Origin of the sequence: Edaphocola flava, assembly GCF_004118155.1 — a bacterium.
In the GTDB taxonomy this organism is placed as follows: domain Bacteria; phylum Bacteroidota; class Bacteroidia; order Chitinophagales; family Chitinophagaceae; genus Edaphocola; species Edaphocola flava.
On record NZ_SAIQ01000001.1, the window covers coordinates 217,413 to 242,643 of the forward strand.

At 44.0% G+C, this 25,231-nt stretch carries 27 protein-coding genes; 7 read left to right on the forward strand and 20 right to left on the reverse strand.

Annotation, left to right across the window (positions count from 1 at the left end):
- Positions 1-90 precede the first annotated feature (90 nt).
- On the reverse strand, positions 91-948 hold the full coding sequence (locus EMP01_RS15575; protein WP_202615967.1) for an energy transducer TonB: 858 nt from the start codon (positions 946-948) through the stop codon (positions 91-93).
- Positions 949-1,032: 84 nt separating this feature from the next.
- Here EMP01_RS15575 and EMP01_RS01040 point away from each other — a divergent pair, with 84 nt between their 5' ends.
- On the forward strand, positions 1,033-1,461 hold the full coding sequence (locus EMP01_RS01040; protein WP_129019643.1) for an OsmC family protein: 429 nt from the start codon (positions 1,033-1,035) through the stop codon (positions 1,459-1,461).
- Here EMP01_RS01040 and EMP01_RS01045 read toward each other — a convergent pair.
- The 6 genes from EMP01_RS01045 to miaB all read right to left on the reverse strand — a co-directional run bounded on the left by EMP01_RS01045 (position 1,450) and on the right by miaB (position 7,251).
- Positions 1,450-1,836 carry a DUF3037 domain-containing protein gene (locus EMP01_RS01045; protein ID WP_129019644.1) on the reverse strand — a complete coding sequence of 129 codons (387 nt, stop codon included), beginning with the start codon at positions 1,834-1,836 and terminating at the stop codon, positions 1,450-1,452. The genes EMP01_RS01040 and EMP01_RS01045 overlap by 12 nt on opposite strands.
- On the reverse strand, positions 1,814-2,602 hold the full coding sequence (locus EMP01_RS01050) for a HipA family kinase (protein WP_129019645.1): 789 nt from the start codon (positions 2,600-2,602) through the stop codon (positions 1,814-1,816). Before EMP01_RS01050 ends, EMP01_RS01045 begins: the two co-directional genes overlap by 23 nt.
- 4 nt (positions 2,603-2,606) lie before the next feature.
- Positions 2,607-3,515 (reverse strand): gliding motility-associated ABC transporter ATP-binding subunit GldA, encoded by a 909-nt coding sequence (gene gldA, locus EMP01_RS01055; RefSeq protein ID WP_129019646.1) that lies wholly within the window; start codon positions 3,513-3,515, stop codon positions 2,607-2,609.
- Between the two features lie 41 nt (positions 3,516-3,556).
- Positions 3,557-4,423 carry a KPN_02809 family neutral zinc metallopeptidase gene (ypfJ, locus tag EMP01_RS01060; protein ID WP_129019647.1) on the reverse strand — a complete coding sequence of 289 codons (867 nt, stop codon included), beginning with the start codon at positions 4,421-4,423 and terminating at the stop codon, positions 3,557-3,559.
- Positions 4,424-4,490: 67 nt separating this feature from the next.
- On the reverse strand, positions 4,491-5,810 hold the full coding sequence (locus EMP01_RS01065; protein WP_129019648.1) for a sigma-54 interaction domain-containing protein: 1,320 nt from the start codon (positions 5,808-5,810) through the stop codon (positions 4,491-4,493).
- Between the two features lie 19 nt (positions 5,811-5,829).
- Positions 5,830-7,251, reverse strand: a complete 1,422-nt coding sequence (miaB, locus tag EMP01_RS01070) for a tRNA (N6-isopentenyl adenosine(37)-C2)-methylthiotransferase MiaB (protein ID WP_129019649.1) — start codon at positions 7,249-7,251, stop codon at positions 5,830-5,832.
- 223 nt (positions 7,252-7,474) lie between these two features.
- Here miaB and EMP01_RS01075 point away from each other — a divergent pair, with 223 nt between their 5' ends.
- The gene (locus tag EMP01_RS01075) at positions 7,475-9,016 is read left to right on the forward strand and encodes a hypothetical protein (protein ID WP_129019650.1); all 1,542 of its coding nucleotides are present in this window, start codon (positions 7,475-7,477) and stop codon (positions 9,014-9,016) included.
- Positions 9,013-9,858 carry a tetratricopeptide repeat protein gene (locus EMP01_RS01080; RefSeq protein ID WP_129019651.1) on the forward strand — a complete coding sequence of 282 codons (846 nt, stop codon included), beginning with the start codon at positions 9,013-9,015 and terminating at the stop codon, positions 9,856-9,858. The genes EMP01_RS01075 and EMP01_RS01080 overlap by 4 nt, the downstream gene beginning before the upstream one ends.
- 379 nt (positions 9,859-10,237) lie before the next feature.
- On the opposite strand, the gene EMP01_RS01085 is transcribed toward EMP01_RS01080, so the two are convergent.
- From EMP01_RS01085 to feoB, 7 genes are all read right to left on the reverse strand, one after another.
- Complete coding sequence (locus EMP01_RS01085) at positions 10,238-10,462, reverse strand: hypothetical protein (protein ID WP_129019652.1); 225 nt, start codon at positions 10,460-10,462, stop codon at positions 10,238-10,240.
- A gap of 261 nt (positions 10,463-10,723) precedes the next feature.
- On the reverse strand, positions 10,724-11,167 hold the full coding sequence (rplI, locus tag EMP01_RS01090) for a 50S ribosomal protein L9 (RefSeq protein WP_129019653.1): 444 nt from the start codon (positions 11,165-11,167) through the stop codon (positions 10,724-10,726).
- A 15-nt stretch (positions 11,168-11,182) separates the two neighbouring features.
- A complete protein-coding gene (gene rpsR / locus EMP01_RS01095; protein ID WP_124635268.1) occupies positions 11,183-11,449 on the reverse strand; it encodes a 30S ribosomal protein S18 in 267 nt (88 codons plus the stop codon).
- A 57-nt stretch (positions 11,450-11,506) separates the two neighbouring features.
- Positions 11,507-11,848: a 30S ribosomal protein S6 gene (rpsF, locus tag EMP01_RS01100; protein WP_237559440.1), complete on the reverse strand. Its 342-nt coding sequence runs from the start codon at positions 11,846-11,848 to the stop codon at positions 11,507-11,509.
- Between the two features lie 133 nt (positions 11,849-11,981).
- Positions 11,982-12,623, reverse strand: coding sequence for a SprT-like domain-containing protein (locus EMP01_RS01105; RefSeq protein WP_129019654.1), 642 nt, complete (start codon positions 12,621-12,623; stop codon positions 11,982-11,984).
- Between the two features lie 12 nt (positions 12,624-12,635).
- Positions 12,636-13,016: a hypothetical protein gene (locus tag EMP01_RS01110; RefSeq protein WP_129019655.1), complete on the reverse strand. Its 381-nt coding sequence runs from the start codon at positions 13,014-13,016 to the stop codon at positions 12,636-12,638.
- 6 nt (positions 13,017-13,022) lie between these two features.
- Complete coding sequence (gene feoB, locus EMP01_RS01115) at positions 13,023-15,131, reverse strand: ferrous iron transport protein B (protein WP_129019656.1); 2,109 nt, start codon at positions 15,129-15,131, stop codon at positions 13,023-13,025.
- Between the two features lie 665 nt (positions 15,132-15,796).
- On the opposite strand from feoB, the gene EMP01_RS01120 reads away from it, so the two are divergent.
- Positions 15,797-17,485, forward strand: coding sequence for an acyl--CoA ligase (locus tag EMP01_RS01120; RefSeq protein WP_129019657.1), 1,689 nt, complete (start codon positions 15,797-15,799; stop codon positions 17,483-17,485).
- A 136-nt stretch (positions 17,486-17,621) separates the two neighbouring features.
- Here EMP01_RS01120 and EMP01_RS01125 read toward each other — a convergent pair whose 3' ends face one another.
- Positions 17,622-18,659, reverse strand: a complete 1,038-nt coding sequence (locus tag EMP01_RS01125) for an acyltransferase family protein (RefSeq protein ID WP_161971182.1) — start codon at positions 18,657-18,659, stop codon at positions 17,622-17,624.
- A gap of 139 nt (positions 18,660-18,798) precedes the next feature.
- A complete protein-coding gene (gene typA, locus EMP01_RS01130; protein WP_129019659.1) occupies positions 18,799-20,604 on the reverse strand; it encodes a translational GTPase TypA in 1,806 nt (601 codons plus the stop codon).
- A 156-nt stretch (positions 20,605-20,760) separates the two neighbouring features.
- On the opposite strand from typA, the gene EMP01_RS01135 reads away from it, so the two are divergent.
- Together EMP01_RS01135 and EMP01_RS01140 are read left to right on the forward strand one after the other, a co-directional pair.
- Positions 20,761-21,315, forward strand: coding sequence for a hypothetical protein (locus EMP01_RS01135; RefSeq protein WP_129019660.1), 555 nt, complete (start codon positions 20,761-20,763; stop codon positions 21,313-21,315).
- Positions 21,308-22,174, forward strand: a complete 867-nt coding sequence (locus tag EMP01_RS01140) for a hypothetical protein (protein WP_129019661.1) — start codon at positions 21,308-21,310, stop codon at positions 22,172-22,174. The genes EMP01_RS01135 and EMP01_RS01140 overlap by 8 nt, the downstream gene beginning before the upstream one ends.
- Positions 22,175-22,184: 10 nt before the next feature.
- Here EMP01_RS01140 and EMP01_RS01145 read toward each other — a convergent pair whose 3' ends face one another.
- Positions 22,185-22,988, reverse strand: a complete 804-nt coding sequence (locus EMP01_RS01145) for an SDR family oxidoreductase (RefSeq protein WP_129019662.1) — start codon at positions 22,986-22,988, stop codon at positions 22,185-22,187.
- 160 nt (positions 22,989-23,148) lie between these two features.
- Here EMP01_RS01145 and EMP01_RS01150 point away from each other — a divergent pair, with 160 nt between their 5' ends.
- Complete coding sequence (locus EMP01_RS01150; protein WP_129019663.1) at positions 23,149-23,361, forward strand: hypothetical protein; 213 nt, start codon at positions 23,149-23,151, stop codon at positions 23,359-23,361.
- Positions 23,362-23,416: 55 nt separating this feature from the next.
- Here the strand turns inward: EMP01_RS01150 and EMP01_RS01155 are convergent, their stop codons facing one another.
- The 3 genes from EMP01_RS01155 to EMP01_RS01165 form a co-directional block, all read right to left on the reverse strand.
- Positions 23,417-24,502 (reverse strand): PhoH family protein, encoded by a 1,086-nt coding sequence (locus EMP01_RS01155; protein ID WP_202615968.1) that lies wholly within the window; start codon positions 24,500-24,502, stop codon positions 23,417-23,419.
- Between the two features lie 134 nt (positions 24,503-24,636).
- Positions 24,637-24,888, reverse strand: a complete 252-nt coding sequence (locus EMP01_RS01160; RefSeq protein WP_129019665.1) for a hypothetical protein — start codon at positions 24,886-24,888, stop codon at positions 24,637-24,639.
- Positions 24,889-24,940: 52 nt separating this feature from the next.
- Positions 24,941-25,177, reverse strand: coding sequence for a hypothetical protein (locus EMP01_RS01165; protein WP_129019666.1), 237 nt, complete (start codon positions 25,175-25,177; stop codon positions 24,941-24,943).
- Positions 25,178-25,231 lie beyond the last annotated feature (54 nt).

The window sequence follows — 25,231 nt, forward strand, 5'->3', positions numbered from 1 at the left end:
CCCTTTTTATATCCATATTTATGTTAAATCTCTTGATGAAAACGCCCGCCGGAACGAGACCGGCAGGGCGTGTAACAGATGAGAAAATCATTATCTGAATGCGAAGCGGATAGGTATGGTCATCTTTACATTCACGGCAGTTCCCTTTTGTTTGCCGGCTTTCCAGCGGGGTGCATTTTCCAGTACCCTTACCGCTTCCTCACTACACCCGCCGCCAACACCTCTGGCCACCTTAACCCGGGAAATGCTACCGTCTTTTGCCACCACAAAATTTACGTATACGGTCCCTTCTATTTCATCCACACGTGCTGCCTGCGGATACTGAAGGTTATCGGCCAGGTATTTCTTCCAGGCCTGCATACCACCGGGGAACTCCGGCATTTCATCGGCCATATCCCTTACCCTATCATCCATCACTACCGGTCCTGTAGCCAAAGCAGTATCTTTCGGATCGCCTTTACGACTGAGCAGATCACCGGTCGGCCCATCGGACAAGCTATTGTCCATTGCAATCGCGGTACCATCTGCCAGCCCGGGATTATCGACCGGTCCGGCCAGTGCATCTTTATCGGGCATTTTGGCGATAGGCTTGTCTGCTACCGGATCTTTTACGATAACGGGGTTGGCAAAATCAGCTGTCTTTGCAGTGCGCCCGGTGTGACCAATAGGCTTTCCGATTTCCTTTTCGGGTAAGTCAAATTCATTAATTTGAACAACAGCCGTATCTGTTACTACAGGAGATTTACCCGTAATGGTTAATTCGGCATCGTCCGTCTTGTCTTTTGCGGCTAATAGTGCCAGCAGGCCTACTATAGCCATAGCCATCAGGCCGGCTTTGATCATACGGCGATTGTAATTGTTACGCAGCTCATAAGCACCATATTGTTTGTTGCGATGAGCAAAGAGGATATCCAGGTATCCGGTGGCGGGAGGGATGTGCGTATTCATAAGATCGTATTTACTTAATAAACACAATCCTGATTTTTTTCCATAAAATTTTCTATTTTGCTACTGCACTCTAATACTCCTTTTATGCCACAAACCAAACTTACCATAGCAGCAGCACCTTACGGATTTGCTACAACAGATGACCAGGGAATCGTTACCCGTATGGACATTCGCCCGGAATTGGGCGGCAACAACAGTGGCAGCAGCCCTATGATGTTATTGCTAAATGCCCTGGCAGGCTGTGCCAGTATTGATGTACTGATGATCCTGAACAAAATGAAAATACCGGTACAGGATTATACCGTAACTGTAGATGGAGAAAGGGAAAAAGATAAGGAGCCTGCTTTATGGCAGACGATTCATATGCGCTTTGCAATGAAGGGAGATCCGGCGATGGAGCCTTCTGTAAAACGCGCCATTGATCTGTCTCTGGACAAATATTGTTCGGTAGCTTTTACTTTAAGAACAGGCGGAGCCACGATCACCTATGATCTGGATATCTCAGCAAACTAATTGCTGCAGTAGTTTTTCTGCTGCAGCCTCAACATCCTGGGCATAGCCCGGGTGTATGGAAGAGCATTGTACAATAGTGCTGCGCGTAGCGCTCAGCCAGCGGAAGCGCTCTGCCTTACCCAGGCGGGCAATAGGCGAACGACAGGCTTTATCGCCGGAAGTAATGCGCTCAAATCCTTTAAGATGTGCTGCAATCAGGTCCAGGTCTATATGGGCATGCAATGCCTGTAACCGTACCCCATCCAGGTAGGTTTTGCAGATCAGCAGATTTTTCTGTTTACAATACAGCAGTATGCCTGCATTCATGAATTCTTCCCGTTCTACACGTGGAACAATACGGATTACGGCATACTCATATAAGAGCCAATCTTGCATCCAGCGCTTGTTTTACAAATTTATCACTGTGCAGCACGCGCTGCGTTAAAAAGTTGAGGTATCCTTCTTTGATCTCTTCGAGGCTGAGTTCCGGTTCTGATAACTGCAGCCATTCTTCCGGAATGGCATTAATGATTGCACGCAGCAGTTCCGGTGTAATTGTTTGTACACCTTCAGCCGCCACCGCTTCCAGTTCAGTCGCTTTGGGCAGCAATACATGCTCCTTGATCATCGCAAACGGGCTTTGCGCAAGGTTGTCGCGGCTGTCCCAGTTATGATGAAAGTATAATGCTGCTCCGTGATCGATCAGCCAGATTTCTTTATTCCAAACGAGCATATTGGTATTGCGGGCCGTGCGGTCAATATTCATCAGTAAGGCATCGAGCCATACGATTTTAGAGGCCGTACGGGCATCCAGATCATGTACTTCGGGATCGAAGGTCAATGCACCACTAAGGAAGTGTACGCCCAGATTGAGGCCGGTACTGGCTTTGAGCAGGTCTTGTATCTCCTCATCCGGTTCGGTTCGGCCAAAGCCTTCTGCCAGGTGGGCAAATACCATTTCCGGCATATGCAGTCCTAATGCACGGGCCAGCTCTCCGCCGATAAAGTCAGCAATCAGTGCTTTGAGGCCCTGCCCTGCCCCACGGAATTTCAATACATACAGGAATCCGTCATCGCCCTCTGCAATGGCCGGTAAAGAACCACCCTCGCGCAGCGGACTGATGTAGCGGATAACATTTATATGTCGAATGGGATTGATCATGATTTTATTTCTTGGTCAGCGTACGGAAAATCTCTTCCAGGCTACGCGATTCGGTCTGTAAAGACTCGATGATATAATCTTTTTCTACCGCCCATTGCATCAGTGATTTGCGCAGCTGATCGGGTTGTGCGGTCTGTAAGGCCCAACGGTTACCCTCCAGTTGTTTCGCAGACTCCAGTTGCTGTAACTGCTGTAAAGCTGCTGCTGTAACCGGTTTATCAAACTGAACGATGAGTGTATTCTTATTACTCTGGTGTGCCTGTATGGTACCGATAGCATCATCGGCAACGATCTTGCCGTCATTGATAATGATTACCCGGCTACACATGGCCTCTACTTCCTGCATGATATGCGTAGATAAGAGCACTGTTTTTTCCTGCCCGATCTGTACGATCAGGTCACGGATATCGGCCAGCTGATTAGGGTCCAGACCACTGGTGGGCTCATCCAGGATCAGCACATCGGGGTTATGAATCATAGCCTGTGCCAGTCCTACTCTCTGCTTGTATCCTTTAGATAATTGTCCCAGCTTTTTATTGACTTCCTTGCCCAGGCCGGTCATATCGATCATGGCCTCTACCCTGCTTTTCTTATTGCTGAGCTGGTGCACGCCTGCTGCAAAATGCAGGTACTCGCGTACATACATATCATAATACAGGGGATTGCTCTCTGGCAGGTAGCCTACGTGACGACGCACTTCCTGCACATTTTTCACAATATCAAAGCCGCAGACTGCAGCCGTTCCGGAGGTGGGCGGAACATAGGTTGTCAGCATCTTCATTGTAGTTGATTTTCCGGCACCATTCGGCCCCAGGAATCCTACGATACTTCCCTTTCCTATTTCAAATGAGATATGATTGACAGCCACCTGTTCGCCATAATGGCGGGTCAGGTCTTTAACTATAATAGACAATGTCGGTAATATTTTAAATAATAATACTAAAGATGGATGGCTTAGCTGGCCAGCCCCAGAGCCTTAAAGGTATTGCCCTGGTTCAGGTCTCCGGTCTGGAATCCTTTCTTAAACCAGAACATGCGCTGATCGGAGGTGCCGTGTGTAAAAGCATCAGGTACTACATAGCCCTGTGCTTCCTGCTGCAGCTTATCATCACCGATGGCATTAGCCGCTTTCAGCGCGGCTTCCAGATCGCCCGGCTCCAGGATATTGCGCATGCGCTGTGCATGATATGCCCATACCCCTGCATAGAAATCGGCCTGCAACTCCAGTGCTACAGAGTAGCGGTTATATTCGGCTTCGCTCACACGACCTCTTAACTGCTGCACCTTTTCGGAGGTGCCCATCAGGTTCTGAATATGATGTCCGACTTCATGTGCAATAACATAGGCTACTGCAAAATTGCCGGGTGCATTAAATTTTGTTCTTAACTCATCACAGAAACTCAGGTCGATATAGACCTTAGTATCCGCAGGACAATAAAATGGTCCCATAGCTTGCTGCCCTTGCCCGCATGCGGTTTGTGTAGCACCACTGAACATGCGCAATTTTGGTGCCTGGTAACTTGCCCCTGCCTGTCTGAAGATCTCGCCCCAGACATCTTCTGTACTGGCCAGTACTACTTTGATCATCTGTGCAGTAGAATCATCTGCAGGATTGGCCGTAGTTGTCTGTTCATACGAAGAACTCTGGCTGTTGTTCTGCATCACATCACTGAAGATGTTGGTAGGGCTTTTACCCATCAATAATCCGATCACTACAATAAGGATGGTACCGATACCGCCACCGACGGCAATACGGCCACCACCGCTCATCCCGCGTTGATCTTCTACATTATCGCTTTCGCGTTCTCCTCTCCAGCGCATAAGTTTAGTGTTTTTAAGTTTTTTACAGAGGTATAAATGTACTGTATTTTCCAGCGTGAAACGAAATTTATTCGTCTATATCGTACTCTTTAATCTTACGGTATAAGGTTCTTTCCGAGATACCCAGTTCATGGGCCGCATCCTTACGCTTGCCTTTATGTTTCTGCAGTGCTTTGGTGATCAGCTCTCTTTCTTTGTCGATAAGGGAGAGCGACTCCTCTACTTCTTCATGATGATCCAGGCTGTCGGGACCGCTGAGGATCACCGGGGCTCCGGAATTCTGAGGATAGTTTACATAATTGTTAGGCTCCGGGGTAACGATAGGTCCTGCATTCTGGCTGCTGTAATTCGGCATGGAAAATCCATCTCCGGACATTGGTGCATTATTTACTTTGGTCATGCTACTCGTCATGCCACCACCGGTATTCTGCTGCTGTAACAGTTCAAACAATAATTGTTTGATATCGTTAGAGTCTTTTTTCAGATCGAAGAAGAGCTTATACAATATCTCCCGCTCTGTGGTTCCTGCGCTTTCAGAGGCCGTAAAAGACTTCATAGGTGCAGACTCCGCAGGGGCGGCCAGCATAGGCATATTACTGCCCTGTGCAGACTTTGGCAGGAAATTGTTTAGTCTATCTGCCGTTACTAATTTATCGGTAGAGAGTACAGAGATCTGCTCTGCCATATTTTTCAGCTCACGCACATTGCCCGGCCATGGGTAGGACATCAGTGTGTGGCGTGCTTCATCATCTAACTGTATCGGGGTGGTTTTATAGCGCTCTGCAAAATCGATCACAAATTTGCGGAACAGCAGGTATACATCCTCTCTACGCTCCCGTAATGCCGGAACGCGGATCGGAACAGTATTTAGACGATAATACAGATCCTCCCGGAACTTACCTTCCTGTGTCAGCTTCAGCAAATCTTTATTCGTTGCAGCAACTACACGTACATCTGCTTTCAGTACTTTGGAGGAACCTACGCGGATAAACTCACCGGTCTCCAGCATACGCAGCAGGCGCGCCTGTGTACCCAGGGGCATTTCCCCGATCTCATCCAGGAAAATGGTACCACCGTTTACGGATTCAAAATAACCCTTACGCTGATCGCTGGCAGAGGTGAACGAACCTTTTTCGTGTCCGAACAGTTCTGAGTCAATCGTGCCTTCCGGTATCGCACCGCAGTTGACCGCAATAAAGGGATTATGCTTGCGGGAAGACAGGTTATGTATGATCTGCGAAAATATCTCTTTACCTACACCACTCTCTCCCATAATGAGTACGCTCAGATCGGTGTTGGCTACCTGAGCCGCTACCTGCAGTGCATAGTTCAATGTGGGATCATTACCTATAATTCCAAATCTATTCTTAATCGATTGTAAATCCATAATGGGTTAGTTTAGGATACTATACAGCAACAATTTCACCAATCAGTGTGCCACTGGTCGCATCGGTAACTTTGACAGTTGCATAATCGCCTTTTTGTAAATTATAGTCTCCCTTAGGGAATACGATCACACGGCTCTGGCTGTTACGGCCGGACCAATGCTCTTCGCTACGTTTACTGGTATTCTCGATCAGCACCTCGTATGTCTTACCGATATCGCTTTTAAAGATGGCTGCACTCATTTTGCGTTGCAGGGCTATAACTTCATCCAGGCGACGGCTCTTCACCTCATCCGGCACGTCATCTGCATAACGGCGTGCAGCCAGTGTACCTGGTCTTTCAGAATAGATGTACATATAAGACAGATCGTAATTGCTGTATGCCATTACTTCCAGGGTCTCCTGGTGATCTTCTTCTGTTTCGGTACAGAAGCCGCAGATGATATCGCAGGTGATTGCACAATCCGGGATGATCTCACGGATGCGGTCCACTTTTTTCAGATACCATTCTTTGGTATAGGTACGGTTCATCAGCTGTAATACGCGCGTAGAACCGCTCTGCACCGGCAGGTGTATATTGTTGCAGATATTGTCATACTTCTTCATAGTAAACAATACCTCATCAGTAATATCTTTAGGATGCGAGGTACTGAAGCGTACCCGCAGTTTAGGCGATACCAGTGCTACCAGCTCCAGCAGGTTGGCAAAGTTCACTACCTCAGAGCCATCATCATTGGTATGATAGTAGCTGTCTACATTCTGTCCCAGCAGGGTTACTTCTTTATACCCCCTGTCTACCAGGTCCTGCACTTCGCGCAGGATAGATTGCGGGTCACGGCTGCGCTCGCGGCCACGGGTAAATGGTACGACACAGAAGGTACACATATTGTTACAGCCACGCATAATGCTCACAAATGAACTTACGCCATTACTATCCAGACGGATTGGTGCAATATCGGCATAGGTCTCTTCACGGCTCAGGAGTACGTTTACTCCTTTCTGACCTGTTTCTGCTTCTGCAATCAGGTTAGGCAGGGTACGATAAGCATCTGGACCTATAACCAGGTCTACCAGTTTTTCTTCTTCCAGCAGCTTGGCTTTCAGGCGTTCGGCCATACAGCCCAGCACGCCCACCAGCATATCCGGACGGTTCTTTTTTAATCCTTTGAAATGTACCAGGCGGTTACGTACCGTTTGCTCTGCTTTCTCGCGGATAGAACAGGTATTGACCAGCACCAGGTTAGCATCTTCTATGATTTTTGTTGCGCCGAAACCGTGTTCGTTCAGGATAGAGGCAACAATTTCACTATCATTAAAATTCATGGCGCATCCATAACTTTCGATATAGAAATGCTTCTCAAACTTCTTTTCAGCTTCCAGCTGTCCCCCGTAAGCCTCGCCCTGGCGAGCCTCATCCATTGTCTTATTATGCGTTTCTAACATTGTTCAAAAATATAAGCTACAAAATTACACAATCCAGACAATTAACTGACAAAATAGCAGCAAAAATTTAGGTTAAGGTTCTAAGATTGTATCAGTACAATTGAGTATCGACCATCTTTCATTTATTAAATATTTTTTTTACTTTTATATTATACACAAGCGCTCCTCGAATATGAACCCCAAATGTGTGATTTTATTCTGTATTGTAATACTTTATCATATTATGGCATCCGCTCAAACGATTAAAGAGCGCCTCATATTAACAGACTCTGAAGACTCACTACTATTAAAGGGATATGCCTCATTTGATAAGAATGGAGATTATTGTTTTACCATATACAAAGATGAATTATACTATTGGATTACCAATACAGATACCTTTGGTGGATATAACTTTATTGGAGGAGCATCGGGTCCAGGTGGTGGAGTAAGCTATCCGAGTACCTTTAGCCAGCCAGAAAATACTCCATATATTTACAAGAATTACCATGGTAAGCAGATCTATGGACCAATAGTAGGCAAGCTTGAAGACTACACTACCAGTGAAACGTACAATCATATTGCTCTGATGGCATCTTTGAAAGATTCTATCTACTATTATATTGATGGGCGACTTATTTCCAGCCATCGAAAAGAGCCCGGCAAAGTATATGATCTTCACCAGGAATGGGTTGCATTTAATTCAAAAGGCAATGCAATCTACTCCGTGAAGGATAAAAAATGGTATTATGTATATGCTAATAACCGTGTTGTTGACAGTTCGAAGTTTGAGTACCTTAAGTTAGCCATTAACAATAATGGAGATTACATTTTTGCAGAAGGCCGAAAACCAGAACAACCCGTTAAGAATTATGAGTATATGTTTTTTATTCACACGACTGATACGATATTGGATACTGTGAGGACTGTATGGTATGCTCATTTGAAAGATAACGGAGCGTACTACTTTAGCGGATCAGATAAGGCACTAGGTTACATAGCCATTAATGATCATATGTACAAGAATATCGATAGCATAGAGAATATTGCCCTGATTGACAAAAACACCTACCTTTTTTCCTTTACAGAAGCAGGGAAGAGAAAAATCAATGCAAATGGAAAATCATTTGAATATGACTTTGAGCGCATCTTCCTTCCAACCCTTGATACAATAGGCAATTTTGCCTGTTACGGACTTAAGGATTATTATCTGTATAAATTCATCAACGGAAAGAAAGGTAAAAATCCAATATCTAAATATAATGTAAGACCAAAACCACTTTATATTAGCCCTACCGGAGCATCTCTCCATTATTTCAAAACCGATGATTCAATATATATATACCGGGATGAAAAACTCATACTACCCCCTATTTCTGTCAACAGTAATTTTGGCATGCAATTTCAGGAAGATTTCACCTTTTTACGCTCAAACTATGAAGTTCCCAAAAACATCAATTCATTACTGTACCTCGAATATAATAATGCAGGATATATGATATTTAATGGTGAACTATCAAAGCCTATGCCACCATTCCTGTTTAAGGATGAGGATGAGACAAATGAAATTGGATCCATTATAACAGGGGGTATGAATGATAAGGGCTTTTTTATTATCCAGAAAATTGGAGACAGAAAATACTTAATTAATATCAATAACAGCGTATACCAAGAATTAAGCGGTATAGACAATCTTAATGATCAAGACTGTTTCTTTGATGGAAAATCCTTAATATTTTACGGCACAAAAGGGCGCTCCTTTTACCAATTTACCCTGAATATATGAGAAAGTTATTTTCTATTTTGTTCGTTTTAGCTTCTGTAAACGCATTCAGCCAGAAAATGCCTTCAGATTATTTTTCAGAGGCATCAGTCTTTCTTGAGAAAAAGGAGTTTCAAAAAGCTTTAGACGGATACCAGTATATTGTAGATCGATACCCCCAAAGCGAGCTATACCCAAGAGCTTACTTCAATACTGGTTATGTACATATGCTCAAAAAAGACTACGACCAGGCAATTTACATTTTTAAAACAATCTTGCACAACTATTTCAATGAAAAAGAAAGTCTAGGCGGAGCGCTCATGGATGATCCTTATACTAATTACCAGCATAGAGCAACAGAGCTATTAAGTACAATCTACAGTAAAAAGCAGATGTTTGATAGTGCCTTATATTACTTTACCTTATCAGATACTGCCTATGTGTATTTATCAGACTGTGGTAATGAGCATGACAAATATGAATTTCATAAAGCATTAAGATATGCCGAGCTTTATAAAAATATCAATCAGACTGATAAAGCGGTAAGAAAACTCTTACCTATTATATTTGCCCCTCAAGGGAGGGATGTAATTGTCAATCAAAGATTACAACTACTATTAAAAGGCCAGAAAGGACTAAAAAATGAGTTAGACAAAGCGCTGGAAAAAATTTATCCCAAAGACATAACAAAGGAAACATATACTAACATCCACTACTACTTCCATTTTCTGGATTTAGAGGTAAGAATTCCCAATGCGTTGATAGAAGAAAAAGTAACTTTTGGTGAAAAAAAATTATTAGATAGAGAAAAGACAATAGCAAAGATTCATAAAACCAGTTTTTATCTAATGATAAAGGGACTTTAAATTATATATTAATTCATAAGTGTATTTGGCCTATTAAACATATATTGTTAAGTCATTCTTAGCCTTGAGAAAGTAACATGTTTCAAAATTTAAATAACTATTATTTATTAAATAATCAACGCATAATCATCTTCCCTACTCTCCAGATATTGTGTAATATTCTAGGATAAAAGATGATAAGCCCCATCATCCATAATGAGGCAATCATAGTTTATACTACAGCGCTTGTAGCCAGTATACATTTGTGTAAGTATATGCTGCAGCATGATTTCACTCCTAATCACCCATAAACTCATCAAACAATAAACTTGTAATTCTCTTTTAAAAAATCCCTTGCTGTACAGCAAGGGATTTTTTAAAAACATTTTCCGCATTCAGCTTATTTCAGCTTGCAGCTTACGTCAGAAAACATAGCATAGTTTGCATTTAATGCGTCACAAGCTTTCTTTGCGTCAGCTTTAGTTCCTTTAATAGTAGCTGCAGCACTGGTTTTATTACCATTGCCGTCATTGTAAGAACACTCACAAGAATAATCTTTCTTACAAGAGGTAAATAAAGTTCCAACCAGCAGGGTTGCAGCTGCAACCATAGAAAATTTCTTCATACTTTTTTGTTTAGATTATTTAAAAATGCGCTCAAAAATAATCATAGTTTTCATAAAACCAAACCCTTTAGTCACCAAACAGTGTATATTTATTTTACTTATTCTACAAATTACTAAATTGATTACCAGCTGTTTAGACGCATATTAGAAATGTTCATTTTCAGGTTATATGGCAATATACCTGTATTGATTTCTATTCATTCTACATAAAAACAGAGGCCAGCAAATGCTGGCCTCTGTTTAAAATATATTGTGCAAGAATTACTCTGCTACTACGTCGAAAGTTAATTCAACCAGGTGATCTTTACCAAAGTCGATTTGCGCTTTGTAAGAACCCGCTTCTTTAATTTCGTCTAAGATAGAAATGCGACGACGGTCGATTTCATATTGCTTTTGCTCACGGATAGCACGTGCCAGTTGGATAGAGGTAACAGATCCGAAGATTTTACCATTCTCACCGATCTTAGCAGTCAGTTTTACCGGAGTTTCCAGAGCAGCTTTAACGCTAGCAATGTTAGCCAGTAATTTTTCTTCTTTTTTAGCAAGTTGCTTTTGACGCTCTTCCTGGATTTTCAGGTTAGATGTAGAAGCTTCAATAGCATATTTCTGAGGAATCAGGAAGTTACGAGCGTATCCCGGACGAACGTCAACGATTTCGTGCGCACCACCTAAATTATCTACTTCTTTTATTAAGATTACTTTCATTGTTTAAAATTTTTATTACTTTAATAAGTCAGTAACATAAGGCAGAATTGCCATCTGGCGTGCTTTTTTAATAGCATGGCCTAATTTACGTTGGTATTTCAGGGAAGTACCGGTGATACGACGAGGTAACATTTTACCTTGCTCGTTTAAGAATTTTTTCAAAAATTCAGCATCTTTATAATCAATATATTTGATACCTAATTTTTTGAAACGGCAGTATTTTTTTTGACGGTTCTCGATACGAGTACTGCTCAAGTATTTAATATCGTTATTTCTAGCCATTTTAATAAAATTGTGGTTGAATGAAAATTAGTTTACGAATAATGTAACGGGCCCGGATTAAGCTTTGTTACGTTTACGAGTGTTATACTCTACAGCGAATTTATCCAGGTGAGTCAGCATGTAACGCATTACAGTCTCGTCACGGTTCAATTGAACTTCAATTTTAGCGTTAACGTCTGTTGGTGCAGTGTACTCAACTACTGTGTATAAACCTGTAGTTTTCTTTTGGATAGGGTACGCTAAAGAACGCAGACCCCATGGGTTTTCGTGAACCATTTCACCACCATTCTCTGAAATGATAGAAGTGAACTTTTTCTGAGCAGCTTTGAAATCTTCCTCGGATAAGATCGGAGTGAAGATGATCATCAACTCATAGTTCTGAATGTTTGATGTTGCCATAAAAAAATGTTTTTTAATAAGATTAACCGATTATGCCTAAGGGCTGCAAATGGACATCTTTTAGTACGTCTAAAAGGTGGCCCTTATTTTTTCGGACTGCAAAGGTATTTATTTATTTCTAAATTGACAAATTTTAATTGCTACTTTCCCGCACCAGCGGCTTGACCTGTACCACTCCGGCAAAGAGATAATCTCTCTGGGTCTGCAGATCACGGCAGAGATAGCGTGTACGGCGTTTGTGCAACAACTGATATACCCTGCCCTCTTTGGTTACAAATTGTGCATTGGCCGGCAATTGTTCTACCCAGACCAGGCCATCGGTACCCGGCTCATCGTATAGAGAAAGGGCTTTGTATAAGGTAGGATCGGCACAGGACGAGGCTTTGAGGCCCTGCAATGATGCTTTGATCGCCTGCTCCAATGCTGGCGGAAAGATACCCTGCCCCAGGTAACCGGATAAAATATTGCGGAAAATATCCTGCCATTCTTTGCCATGCGGGGCTATACGGTTCTGATAGCGCACGAAGGCTTCCAGATGGGCCAGTTCATGCAGTAAGGTAATCAGAAATGAATACGGATTAAGGTTGCCGTTAACAGTAACCCGGTGAAAAGGGGCTGTTTTTACCGGTTGACGGTAATTGCCCAGTACGGTCTTGCGCTCACGGGTGATGATCAGTTTTATGGTATATTGCTGAAACCAGGGCTTTACCTTATCTAAAGTGCCCTGTGGCAGATACCGGCCAAACGCATCAAAACTCAACTTCTCTGCACTCATCAGGACTTTATCTTAAGCTTTTTTCTTCCCTTTCTGTGATAATACCGCAGACTCGAGAATAGAATAAATCACGTACATACCCAGGAACATGAATACTGTTGGCTTGATACCAGCCTTGCCATGCACATATGCGTAACCGATGAATAAGACCACACAAAGGAAAAAACGCATCATTGTGCTGCCCATTTTGGCGCGGATAAAGGCATTGGGATTATCACTCTTCAGCGCACCGGTTACCATAAAATAGGTTACGGCAGAAAGAATGGCCAGTACGCCATTACCGATCAGTAAGGCATTGAAATCGTAACTGCCCGGCTGGGATGCATCAAAGGCATATACCATTCCGCATAAAGCCAGGAATACCCCGATAATGGCCAGTAAATATTTGTTCATGAATCTTTATTTTAAAACCTGGTAAACAATTAATGCGCAAATGTACGCCAAGCCGGACATATATGCGAACTGAATCAGGGGCCATTTCCAACTTTTTGTCTCCCGCTTCACAATAGCGAGGGTACTCATACACTGCATGGCAAATACATAGAAGACCAGCAGCGAGCTGCCTGCAGCCAGTGTATATACCGGACTACCGTCGCGGTGACGGGCCTGTGCCATTTTTTGTTTTAAGGTAGACGCTTCTCCATCGGCATCACCCACACTGTATAAGGTAGCAATAGTGCCGACGTAGGCCTCACGTGCAGCAAAGGAGGTGATCAGCGCAATGCCGATCTTCCAGTCATAACCCAGGGGCTCAATCGCCGGCTCTATGGCCTTGCCCATGATACCTGCATAAGACTGCTCCAGTTTCTCATGTGCCTCTTCTATCTTCTGGTCCTCTGTAAGTTCCCCACCCTGTGCAGTCCTGAATGCTTCATACCTGGCTTCTACCGGCGCCATTCGTTTTGAAGGGCCATATGAGGCCAATGCCCAGAGCACTACGGAGATCACCATAATTACCTTACCGGCATCTTTTACAAAGATCATTGCTTTTTCTGCCATCGTCTGTAAAGCATTACGCCAACGCGGCGCACGGTACAGCGGCAGCTCCATCAGGAACATACTTCCGTTGCTGGTTTTCAGCAATATACTCAGCACTTTGGATACGACCAGGGCCATCACAAAACCTAAAAGGTATAAGCCCATCATGACCAGTCCCTGTAAAGACAGGAAACCCAATATATTGGTTTTAGGGATCACCAGGCTGATGAGTATGGTATACACCGGCAGACGGGCCGAACAGCTCATGAGCGGTGTAATCAGGATCGCGATCAGGCGCTCCTTCTTGTTTTCAATGATGCGGGTGGCCATCACAGCAGGAATCGCACAGGCCAGTCCGCTGATCAGGGGCATAGCCGCGCGGCCGTTCATACCTACCGAACGCATCAGGCGATCGGTCAGGAAACTGATACGGGCCATGTAACCGCTGTCTTCCAGTATGGTAATGAGTCCGAAAAGAATGGCAATCTGGGGCACAAACACCACTACCCCACCAATACCGGCAATAAGGCCGTTGATGATCAGGTCGCTCCACCAGGCTTCGGGCAATACACCACTGAGCCAGCCGGTAAGCATTCCAAATCCGGAATCGATCCAGTCCATAGGATAGGAGGCCAGCCAGAAGATGCTCTGGAACAATAGTATGAGTACCAGCAGCAGGATCAGGTTGCCCCAGACTTTATGCAGTAATATTTTATCTAAACGGGCAGTAACAGACGTTTTATTTTCCGGACCATCGGTACGGGTTGCAGATTGCAATACCTGGTCTATAGTCGCATAGCGGTCCAGTACCTCTGCTGCCTGGACTTTGGCTTTGGAGAACTGGTATTCTTTTTTTGCCTGCTCAATAGACTCCAGTTGTGTACCGGTCAGGAAGCTCAGTCGCTCTGATGCACAGGCGATATGCAATGCCGCATAATCATTATCGATCTGTGTGATTTCACGGATCTGCTCCAGAAAACCCGGCTGCAGCGAGGGGAAGGAGACAAAGGGTTGTTTCAGTACCCCTACACCACTCTTTGCATGTACGATGGCTTCTTTCAGCGGGCGAACGCCCTTACCTTCTCTGGGATTGACATTCAATACCGGAATGCCCAGCATGCGGGAAAGGATGTTTTCATCAACAGAAAGTCCTTTCTTGCCGGCTATATCCATCATGGTCAGCGCCAGGATAACAGGCTTTTTCAGATCCATGATCTGCGAACAGAACAGTAAATTACGTTTGAGATTGGTGGCATCGGCCACAACAACAATGACATCAGGCACATCTTCTCCTGAAGGATTAATGAGGGTTTCATAGGCCACATACTCATCAGCACTTTTAGGATAAAGGCTGTAAGTACCCGGCAGATCGATCACTTTTGCCTTATTACCATCCGGTAACTGGGTATAGCCGATCTTCTTATCTACGGTTACGCCAGGGAAATTACCCACCTTTTGGTTCAATCCAGTCAATACATTAAACATTGATGTCTTACCACTATTGGGATTTCCTGCAAGCGCTATATTCATGTCCTATCACATTAAAAATTGGATGCAAATATACGACCAGATTTTCTAGCGAGGGGACCTGACAGGCTTTTGTCATCAAGATCTGACAATCGGCAACCTGCTAAAAATCTCTAAAAATCACGGTTTTGCATATAATTTTAACTGAGTATCCGCTTTTAGGAAACAATACTAAATATTACTCTTTTGGTTTCCACCTATACTTATTGGTACCTTTTGCCTTGATGCAAAAGGTACCGCCAAAAAATCAAGGCTGTATAAATCCCTGGCTAAAAATCAATGTGTCGGTCGGTCGCAAACCAGAACGCTGCGCTCAGACAATGGTTTACGACTTTATCGACCGAGCCAATGATTTTCTTAACGCCGGATTTATAAGGCCTTTCGAGCGATCTGTACTGTACGGATTGCTTGTTGTTTTCATCACAGCGATAGCCATTTTGGTTGGAGCTGCGATCGTTGAGCACCGAACGCATCACACGTTAAGCTCAGACGATCAATGCACGCAACGGTACAAAATGGCGGTGCACCGCAATCGCCTTGATGAAAACAAAGGCACTTTTGGTCCTTTTGTTGCCGGACAAAAGGACGAAGAAAATAGTTTACTATATGCGGATAGTCAGCTAATTTTATTAACTTGTACAGGTATAATCCCTTCTTTTAATTGCTTTATGGAACAGCTGTTCAGACGCTTCCGGGAACTTCCGGAGCAGGAAAACTCCGACGCATTAGCTTCAATAAATATTCGAAAACCACAACATTTTAACTGGGTACAGGAAGTCTTTGAACAGATCAATATCAAAGATCAGCCGGATGCCACTGCCCTGCTCTGGACCAATGGTCTTGAAACGCAACGATACTCGTTCCGAGAAATGGGTATCGCCTGTAACCAGCTGCTGAACCTGCTCCGGGATAAAGGGTTGCAACAGGGCGATGTGATCCTGACCCAGCTCTCGCTGCAGACCATTAACTGGCAGGCGATCCTGAGCACGATCAAAGGCGGCTTCCGGATGATACCGGCTGCAACCATACTGGGTACACAGGATATAATATACCGCTTTCAGAAACTGATGCCCAAAGCTGTTATCGCTGACCAGGACAATGCAGCCAAGATCGAAGAGGCAGAGGCTCAATTAGGCATACAGATTCCGGTAAAGATCATTGCTGACGGCATTCGCAGTGGCTGGATCAATACAGATGAGATAGATGACTACCCGGAAACGGCGGTTGCGGCAGATACCCAAGCCGATGATCCTTTGTTCCTGTTTTTCACCTCCGGCACTACAGGAATGCCTAAAGTAGTAACCCATACACAGTTCAGCTATCCTGTAGGGCATCTGACCACAGCCAGCTGGATTGGCTTGCGTGCAGGAGACATCCATTATAATATTTCGCAACCTGGCTGGGCCAAATTTACCTGGAGCAGCTTTTTCGCGCCCTGGAGTGTAGGCGCAACTATATTTGCCTACCATACAACAGAGCGGTTTAACAGCAGCAGACAACTTGAACTCATCTCCCGACACGGAATCACTACATTTTGTGCACCGCCGACGGTATTACGTATGCTTATTACAGAAGACCTGGAAGCCTATACATTTCAGTTCAGGAGCTGTGTGGCTGCTGGCGAACCTTTAAACCCCGAAGTAATTGAGGCCTGGAAAAAAGGCACGGGCATACTGATCCGTGATGGCTACGGACAAACGGAAAGTACCTGTATGGTTGCCAATATGCCGGGTGCAAAGGTTAAGTTTGGCTCTATGGGCAAGCCTACCTTCCTGTATGATATTATTATTGCTGATGAGGAGGGCAATGAGCTGCCTATCAGCGAAGAGGGCAATATATGTGTACGTACCGGAACGGATATACCTAACGGTATCTTCCTAGAGTACCTGGACGAGCCGGAAAAGATGAACACGGTATTCAAACACGGTTTGTATTATACCGGGGACAAGGCGTACAAAGATGAGGAAGGCTATCTATGGTTTGTGGGTCGCGACGATGATGTGATCAAATCTTCGGATTATCGCGTGGGACCTTTTGAGGTTGAAAGTGTATTGCTGGAACATACTGCAGTGCTGGAATCAGCTGTGGTCGGCAGCCCACACCCGGTGAAGGGTTTTGAGGTGAAAGCATTTATCATCCTCAATGCGGGTCAGGAACCCTCTGTAGCCCTGGCCGAGGAGTTATTTTCCTATTGCCGCAAACAATTAGCTCCGTATAAAATGCCAAGAGTTTTGGAGTTTGTACTCGAACTGCCGAAAACGATCAGTGGAAAAATACGCCGTATAGAATTGCGTGCCCTGGAAGCAGAACGTAAGGCTAAAGCCATTGTACCGGATATGGAATATCGTGCTACATAATAAGCATTACGATCGTACTCATTATATCTAACCAAGTTACAAAACCAGAGGAAAGAAATATCACGTTATAAACACTTACATTTTACTGGCCCGGGTTGCTAACCTGCGCCAATAGATAAAATCAAAAAAGGTCCGGCTATAACCGGACCTTTTTTCTGTATATAAATTGCTTCTCTATAAAATGGTAGGAGCACCAGCCTGCAAGCCAGCTGCACAATAAGGACCAAAGCAATAACCAGCCTACCTCCCGTACTCCGGAAGCGATCAGCAGCTGCTGTATAGGATAAGCGTAAATATAGGTTCCGTAACTGATGTCCCCGATCTTATTCCCTACCTGCAATGCCGGACTATACTGGCTGCCAAAGCTGATGAGCAGTAAAGGATATATCCAGACAGAGGCCCAGGACATCCAGGCAGGTTGCAGCCACATAAATAAGGCAAGTACAACCAATGCTATCGGGAAGATGGTACGAACGTATGGTTTCCATGCCTGGGGCCATAGTGCCAGTAATACACCACTGTAAAAATAGGTGGTTAAGGTAAAAAGATTATCGAGGTGGTACGCCAGGCCTGCAGATACGATACCGGGCTTCAGCGTCAGTAACAACATACCTGATAAGGCCAGCCCGTAAATGGTCAGGGCACCTGCCTTATGCAACCGTTTCGGAATCATAAAAAACAGGAGCATACCCATATAGCACAATACTTCGTACCGCAGGGTCCAAAGCGATCCGTTGATCTCGGGCCGTGGATTATTACGGAATACTCCGGGTAGAAGATTGTCAGAAGGGATCAGGAATATATTTTTCAGCAGGTACTTATAAGTTGCTGTATCACGAAGGTACGCGCTAAGGGGCAGATCAGTCACCAGCACCCCCAGTGCAAAGGTGCTCAGCAGCACTACCGCAGCCAGCCCGGGAAAGATGCGCAGTAACCTTTTTCGGATAAATATGCCTACACTCTGGCTATTCACCACACTCTGGTATATGAGCATCCCGCTCAGTACAAAGAACCCGCTGACACCTATTCCGGAAAACACCATTCCGGTAAGCCTTTTTAACGGCTCCTGGTCTTCCATACCCAGTAAGGCATAGCTGTGTGAGATGATCACAAAGGAGGATAAAAGCAGCCGGAGGAAATCGAAATTATTGCGATGAACAGTTTGTTGTTGCACGGTGTAAGAATAGATCCGTTCAAAAATAATGTATTACAGCTCAAAATGCAAAAGTCAGCATAAACCTGAGATCCTATAAAAGAAAAAGCCGTGCTCGATGAGCACAGCTTTTTCTGTTATATCTGTATGAAAAAATCGATTAAGATAATTTCAATTGTTTTGCAACTTTGTTACGTTCAGTTTCTTCCAGGATGATCTTACGGATACGGATGCTCTTAGGTGTACACTCGATACACTCATCTTGCTGAATGTATTCCATACACTCTTCCAGAGACATCTGGATCTTAGGAGCAATGTTAGTTGCTGCATCAGAACCGCTCGCACGCATGTTCGTCAGTTTTTTACCTTCTGTAGCATTAACTACCAGGTCACCTGGTTTAATGTGTTCAGCGATAACCTGACCCATGTATACTTCTTCACCCGGATCTACGAAGAATGAACCTCTATCCTGTAATTTATCGATAGAATAACCAGTAGTAGTACCACCTTGTTTCGCGATCAGTACACCGTTGTTACGGCCAGGGATCGGACCTTTCCATGGTTTATATTCAGAGAAGTTATGTGCCATAACCGCTTCACCAGCAGTTGCTGTCAGCATCTGCGAACGCAGACCGATCAGACCACGGGAAGGGATATCGAACTCTAAGTGCTGCATTTCGCCTTTAGCTTCCATAATCAGTAATTCACCTTTACGCATGGTAACCAGGTTTACTACTTTACTGCTGAATTCATCCGGAACGTCAACTACCAATGTTTCATATGGTTCGTTTTTCTTACCATCGATTTCTTTAGTAATTACCTGAGGTTGACCTACAGTCAGCTCATAACCTTCACGACGCATTGTTTCGATCAGTACAGACAAGTGGAGGATACCACGGCCATATACCAGGAATTTATCTGCATCATCAGTATCTTTTACGCGTAATGCCAGGTTTTTCTCCAGTTCTTTCATCAGACGGTCACGCAGGTTACGGCTGGTTACGAACTTACCTTCTTTACCGAAGAATGGAGAGTTATTGATGCTGAACTGCATGTTCATTGTAGGCTCATCGATAGCGATTACCGGTAATGCTTCAGGATTTTCGAAATCAGCGATAGTTTCACCGATCTGGAAATCTTCAATACCTACAACAGCACAGATATCACCGGCAGCTACTTCCGTAACTCTTTTCTTACCCATACCTTCGAATATGTACAGTTCCTTAACCTTGTTACGAACCATAGTACCGTCCAGTTTGCATAATTGGATGTTCTGACCTTCTTTGATACTACCACGGCTTACACGGCCAATAGCGATACGACCCAGGAAGGAAGAGTAATCCAGAGAAGTAATCTGTAATTGCAGGTTACCTTCTGCTACTTTAGGAGCAGGTACTTTTTCCAGGATGATATCCAGTACAGCATCGATGTTGTCTGTTTGCTCCAGGGTAGTATTGAACCAACCTTGTTTAGAAGAACCGTACAGGGTCGGGAAGTCTAATTGCTCCTCGTTTGCATCCAGTTGGAAGAACAGATCAAATACTTTATCGTGTACTTCATCCGGACGACAGTTAGGCTTATCTACTTTATTGATTACAACGATCGGACGCAGGCCCAGACCTAATGCTTTTTGCAGTACGAAACGTGTTTGCGGCATTGGTCCTTCGAAGGCATCTACCAGAAGCAGTACACCATCAGCCATTTTCAGAACGCGCTCTACCTCACCACCAAAGTCGGCGTGACCAGGAGTATCGATAACGTTGATTTTTACACCTTTATATGTAACAGAAATATTTTTAGCTAAGATCGTAATCCCGCGTTCACGCTCCAGGTCATTATTATCCATTAATAATTCACCAGTCTCCTGGTTCTCTCTGAATACCTGCGTTGCGTGAATGATTTTGTCCACCAAAGTAGTTTTACCGTGGTCAACGTGTGCAATGATGGCAATGTTACGAATGTTCATTTATTATAAAATTTTCTATTTTAAGGCTGCAAAGGTAGCATTAATATTTAGATTTTTTGTGATTAATGCTAAAATATGGATTATTAATAGATTAAATTTGCGCAATACCATGTAAAAGGCAGTCTTTTTATCCATTTTTACCTGAATGTAAACCGTATGAAAAATACTTATCTGGCCCGGCTCAAACAACAGAACAGGAGACTGTACCGTTTTGTTATTGCCTTTATAGTAGGCTCTGTATTGCTGATCCAGACAAGATATACATCGTTTATGTTCTTCGACCTGACACCGGTATATACCTGGGGTATGTTCTCTACCGAACTTAATCCTGCAGAGCATCAGAACTATACTTTTTATGTATTAAAGTACGATGGACAAACTTTTAACCTGCCTACTTATAATGATCATAAAAAAATATTCTTTACCTATACTATACTCCATTATGACCGGATAATGGGCAATGGTTATACCGATCCGGCCAACCAGAATTATGCGTCCCTGGCCCGCAAATTACACCTCCCGGACCACTATGCCGAACGCATGGGCAATACGCCTGATGCCGCACAGCAATACCCGGCCTGGCTGAAAAGATACATGTCGCAAAACCTGGGGCAACCGATCTCAACAATAGAGGTCACTAGATACTGGACCCGGTTTGACGAACAGGCACAACTTATTACCGACAGCAGTAAAGTACTGATCCATGAATAATACCAGCACTTCTCCTTTTGCCACCAACCGGGTCATCATTACCCGCCTGGTTATGATCCATTGCCTGTTCTGCCTGCTGCTCAGGGCCTATTCGCATACACTACCCATGCAACTGGCCCAGCCTGTGCTGACCCGTGCCAGTTATAATATTACCCATCTCCTGTATAATATCAGTGGTATAGGTCAATTGCTCACCCAGCATTATGCTACATCAGTATTTTTTACCGCTGCGCTATTTGCAGTGGTGATCCTGCTCTTCCTGTTTCCGCGAAAATCCTGGCTGGCTATTGCGTTTGCCCTGCTGTTCCTGCTGCTGATTGTAACCACCAATGTATATGTAGATTTCAACCAGCACTACCTGTTCCTGTTATGGATCGGTATACTTCCCTTCTGTGCCCGCCGGGACAGCACCTTCGGCTTATTATGGGAAGGTGCCCGCTATTATGCCTGCTGGGTATATGGCTCTACTTTCATCCTGAAACTCATCAATGGGGCTATGTGGCAATGGGATTACGGGATCATGACGATGAAGGAACAGATTGCCGAATATGTGTTTCTCAATCCCGGTACCAACCTTACGGCACTGTACACCTGGCTGATCCGCCATCCCGAGCTGGTCAATGTAGGACAGAAGCTGGTGTTCCTGGCAGAGGGCCTATTCCTGGTCGGCTTTTTCACCCGTAAATATGACCGCCTGCTGATCGCTTCCGGTCTGATTATCTTTATCACTACGTCTTTGTTTGCCAATGTATTCTTTATAGAACAACTGGGCATTATGATTATGCTGCTGTTGCCTGCTGGTCAGTGGGTAAAATGGAAAAACCGGTTCCGCAAAGGGCAACCGGTTGTATCTTTCTAGTATTTCTTTATTATTTCTTCAGCGGACTATTCGGCTCTTTGGCGAAATGGTTGAATACCATTTTATCAAGGAAGCCTGGCAACAGTTTGCTCAGCAGTACTGTAAGCTTGCCCTGTGATGTCATAACAATAGTACGCTTGCGTTTCTCAATACCATCAAGGATAATACGGGCACAGGTTTCTGAGCTCATCAGTCTGCTTTCATCAAGCGGGGTTTCCTTTTGTGCCTTACCATCTGCAGCCAGTGCGGTATTGCGGATATTGGAAGAAGTAAAGCCAGGCGCTACCCACATGACATTTACATTTTTATACAGCAGTTCTGTACGCAGCGATTCCAGGAAGCCCTGCATCGCAAACTTGGAGGAAGAGTAACCTGTTCTGCCCGGCAAACCTCTGTAACCGGCAATAGAAGATACGCCTACAATGGTCCCTCCGTTTTTAATAATGCTTGGCAAAGCCGCTTTGGTCGTACATACCGTTCCCCAGAAGTTTACATCCATCAGCTCGCGCAGTACTTTTATATCCAGTTCCTCAAACAAAGCACGCATACTGTTGCCTGCATTATTGATGAGTACATCTACCCTGCCCCATTTGGCCATAACAGCATCTATAAAGGCAAAACAATCTTCTTCTTTAGACACATCAGCCTGTACGCATAAGATATTTTCGTGCTGCGGATAAGCTTGTTGTAATTTTTCCAGGCTTCTGGCGCATACAGCCACCTGTGCTCCTCTGCTCAGGGCATCCATAGCCAGTGCTTTTCCGATCCCGGAAGAGGCCCCGGTAATGGCTACTACTTTATGATTCAGGTTCATTGATTATGTTTGTGCGCCCAAAATTAATTGATTTGTGTGTATGCACACAGTAATTTTAAGAGAAACAGTATTGCACAATTTTTGTGCATTTTATTCACCTCACTTATTATTATCTTTACAAGGTTCCGGCGGACAAATCTCCTAACCCATAATCCATTACATGAAAACGGTTTTCAGAATTATACTTATGACCCTGGTCTATAGTATTGTGAGCACTTTAGTTAAAAAATTTCTCTGGCAGGATCCAGATGTAACCTCAATCAAATCACTGATGAAGACAGGAATAGCTGCGCTGGTCTTCTCCATTGTCTTCGTTTATCTCGGCAAAAGAGGTATCCGGAAGCAGCAGGTAGCCTCTATAAAGAACACATAATAAAAAAGTGCACCATAAGTGGTGCACTTTTTTATTATGATTGCAATTATTTGCATTAAGATGCTTGTCTCGGCTCTGTATGCTCCGGCTCTACTCCGGTTTGCGGCTCTGCCGGTGGTGTGCCATACTGGGCACGTCGTTCTTCTTTGTACTTTTCTTTCAGTTTATCTTCTCTTTCAGTTTCATGATCATATGCTCTGATGATCTGTTTTACCAATCGGTGGCGCACTACATCATCTCCTGTCAGTTCGATAAAGCTGATACCATCGATATTTTTCAGGATGCGATGGGCACGGGCCAGGCCTGATTTCTGGTTTTTAGGCAGATCGACCTGCGACATATCCCCGGTAATGAGGGCTTTCGCAGCCGGTCCTATACGGGTCAGGAACATTTTCAGCTGCAGATCGGTTGTATTCTGTGCCTCATCGAGGATAATATAACAGTTATCAAGCGTACGACCACGCATATACGCCAGGGGTGCAATTTCTATAATGCGATTGGCCATATAATAGCTGAGCTTATCCGGCGGAATCATATCGTCCAGGGCATCGTATAAAGGACGCAGGTACGGATCAATTTTTTCCTTCAGATCTCCGGGCAGGAAACCCAGGCTCTCACCCGCTTCTACAGCCGGGCGGGTCAATACTATTTTCTTCACTGATTTGTTTTTCAGCGCTCTTACAGCCAGCGCTACGGCGGTGTACGTTTTACCGGTACCGGCAGGCCCTACCGCGAAGATGATGTCGTTTTTCTCTGCAGTAGCTACGAGTAATTTCTGATTCTTCGTTTTTGCCTTAATGACTTTACCATTGTTTCCAAAAACAATGATGTTGTTATCAGAATCGATGTCAAGAATACTGCTGACGGCATTATCGTCTACGCCTCCGTCGGCGTCGCCTAATATGGTAGAGAAATAATCTTCGGAAAGATGTCCGTTTTTCTCCAGGTACTGTACAATTAATCCAATTTTGTCTTTTGCTAAAGCAACTTCATCGGGATGGCCTACGACTTTGAGTTGTGAACCTCGGGATAATATTTTCAGTAAGGGAAATCGCTTCTTTATCAGGTCAAATTTGTTGTTATTAACACCAAAAAACTCAATGGGATTTACGGATTCTAAGTTGATGATTTGTTCTGTCAAAATCGGGGATGTTTAGTTGTACTAAAAATACGCTTTTTTTCGAACTATACCATTAAGGAAATAATAAATTTAGAAGGGCATTCTCGTAGAGAATGCCCTTCTAAATTTATATGCTTTTTTAGTATTTTTAAAACTTAACTTTTATTGAGATTACAGTATTTAACGGTGTCTTTACTATCATTTTCAATATAGTCTTTCTGCTTCTGACCTTCGATCAGTTCGCAATTAAATATGGCATCTGCTTTTGTTGAATTTTCAATGGCCGTATCTTTTGTACTATACTCACCGTTATTTAAACTCACACAAGAGCAGGTATAATCTCTTTTACAAGACTGCAGCAGGAGAATTGATGCCACCGCCGTTACATACAATACTTTCTTTTTCATGGCTTAAAGTTACGGAAAAATGAATTCCCAATTTACAAGTTTGCGGTAAACACTATTTCAGCGAGCAGGAAACATCGGAGAAGCTGGACTTCAGACCGATCTCAATTGCATCGCAGGAAGCTTTGGCATCTACACGGGTATATCCTGCCAGAGTAGAGTTGTTGGTTTGTTTAGTACCGCTTCCATCGTCATATGAACATTCACATTCATAGCTTTTAGAGCAAGATACCAGACCAATTGTAGTGCAGATTGCAACTGCAGCCAGAGCGGTAAAAATTACTTTTTTCATATTGAATTTTGTTTTTAGGGTGAATGAATATAGAGCCCTAAGGGCTGTATTTGG

Coding starts and splice junctions, on each gene's coding strand:
- EMP01_RS01120 (WP_129019657.1), top strand. CDS start 15,797: ATGGAACAGCTGTTCAGACGCTTCCGGGAACTTCCGGAGCAGGAAAAC.
- feoB (WP_129019656.1), bottom strand. CDS start 15,131: ATGAATATAGCGCTTGCAGGAAATCCCAATAGTGGTAAGACATCAATG.
- EMP01_RS01080 (WP_129019651.1), top strand. CDS start 9,013: ATGAGAAAGTTATTTTCTATTTTGTTCGTTTTAGCTTCTGTAAACGCA.
- EMP01_RS01065 (WP_129019648.1), bottom strand. CDS start 5,810: ATGGATTTACAATCGATTAAGAATAGATTTGGAATTATAGGTAATGAT.
- miaB (WP_129019649.1), bottom strand. CDS start 7,251: ATGTTAGAAACGCATAATAAGACAATGGATGAGGCTCGCCAGGGCGAG.
- EMP01_RS01075 (WP_129019650.1), top strand. CDS start 7,475: ATGGCATCCGCTCAAACGATTAAAGAGCGCCTCATATTAACAGACTCT.
- rpsF (WP_237559440.1), bottom strand. CDS start 11,848: ATGGCAACATCAAACATTCAGAACTATGAGTTGATGATCATCTTCACT.
- EMP01_RS01040 (WP_129019643.1), top strand. CDS start 1,033: ATGCCACAAACCAAACTTACCATAGCAGCAGCACCTTACGGATTTGCT.
- ypfJ (WP_129019647.1), bottom strand. CDS start 4,423: ATGCGCTGGAGAGGAGAACGCGAAAGCGATAATGTAGAAGATCAACGC.
- rplI (WP_129019653.1), bottom strand. CDS start 11,167: ATGAAAGTAATCTTAATAAAAGAAGTAGATAATTTAGGTGGTGCGCAC.
- EMP01_RS01145 (WP_129019662.1), bottom strand. CDS start 22,988: ATGAACCTGAATCATAAAGTAGTAGCCATTACCGGGGCCTCTTCCGGG.
- rpsR (WP_124635268.1), bottom strand. CDS start 11,449: ATGGCTAGAAATAACGATATTAAATACTTGAGCAGTACTCGTATCGAG.
- EMP01_RS01050 (WP_129019645.1), bottom strand. CDS start 2,602: ATGATCAATCCCATTCGACATATAAATGTTATCCGCTACATCAGTCCG.
- EMP01_RS01105 (WP_129019654.1), bottom strand. CDS start 12,623: ATGAGTGCAGAGAAGTTGAGTTTTGATGCGTTTGGCCGGTATCTGCCA.
- EMP01_RS01165 (WP_129019666.1), bottom strand. CDS start 25,177: ATGAAAAAAGTAATTTTTACCGCTCTGGCTGCAGTTGCAATCTGCACT.
- EMP01_RS01135 (WP_129019660.1), top strand. CDS start 20,761: ATGAAAAATACTTATCTGGCCCGGCTCAAACAACAGAACAGGAGACTG.
- EMP01_RS01150 (WP_129019663.1), top strand. CDS start 23,149: ATGAAAACGGTTTTCAGAATTATACTTATGACCCTGGTCTATAGTATT.
- EMP01_RS01085 (WP_129019652.1), bottom strand. CDS start 10,462: ATGAAGAAATTTTCTATGGTTGCAGCTGCAACCCTGCTGGTTGGAACT.
- EMP01_RS01045 (WP_129019644.1), bottom strand. CDS start 1,836: ATGCAAGATTGGCTCTTATATGAGTATGCCGTAATCCGTATTGTTCCA.
- typA (WP_129019659.1), bottom strand. CDS start 20,604: ATGAACATTCGTAACATTGCCATCATTGCACACGTTGACCACGGTAAA.
- EMP01_RS15575 (WP_202615967.1), bottom strand. CDS start 948: ATGAATACGCACATCCCTCCCGCCACCGGATACCTGGATATCCTCTTT.
- EMP01_RS01160 (WP_129019665.1), bottom strand. CDS start 24,888: ATGAAAAAGAAAGTATTGTATGTAACGGCGGTGGCATCAATTCTCCTG.
- EMP01_RS01140 (WP_129019661.1), top strand. CDS start 21,308: ATGAATAATACCAGCACTTCTCCTTTTGCCACCAACCGGGTCATCATT.
- EMP01_RS01110 (WP_129019655.1), bottom strand. CDS start 13,016: ATGAACAAATATTTACTGGCCATTATCGGGGTATTCCTGGCTTTATGC.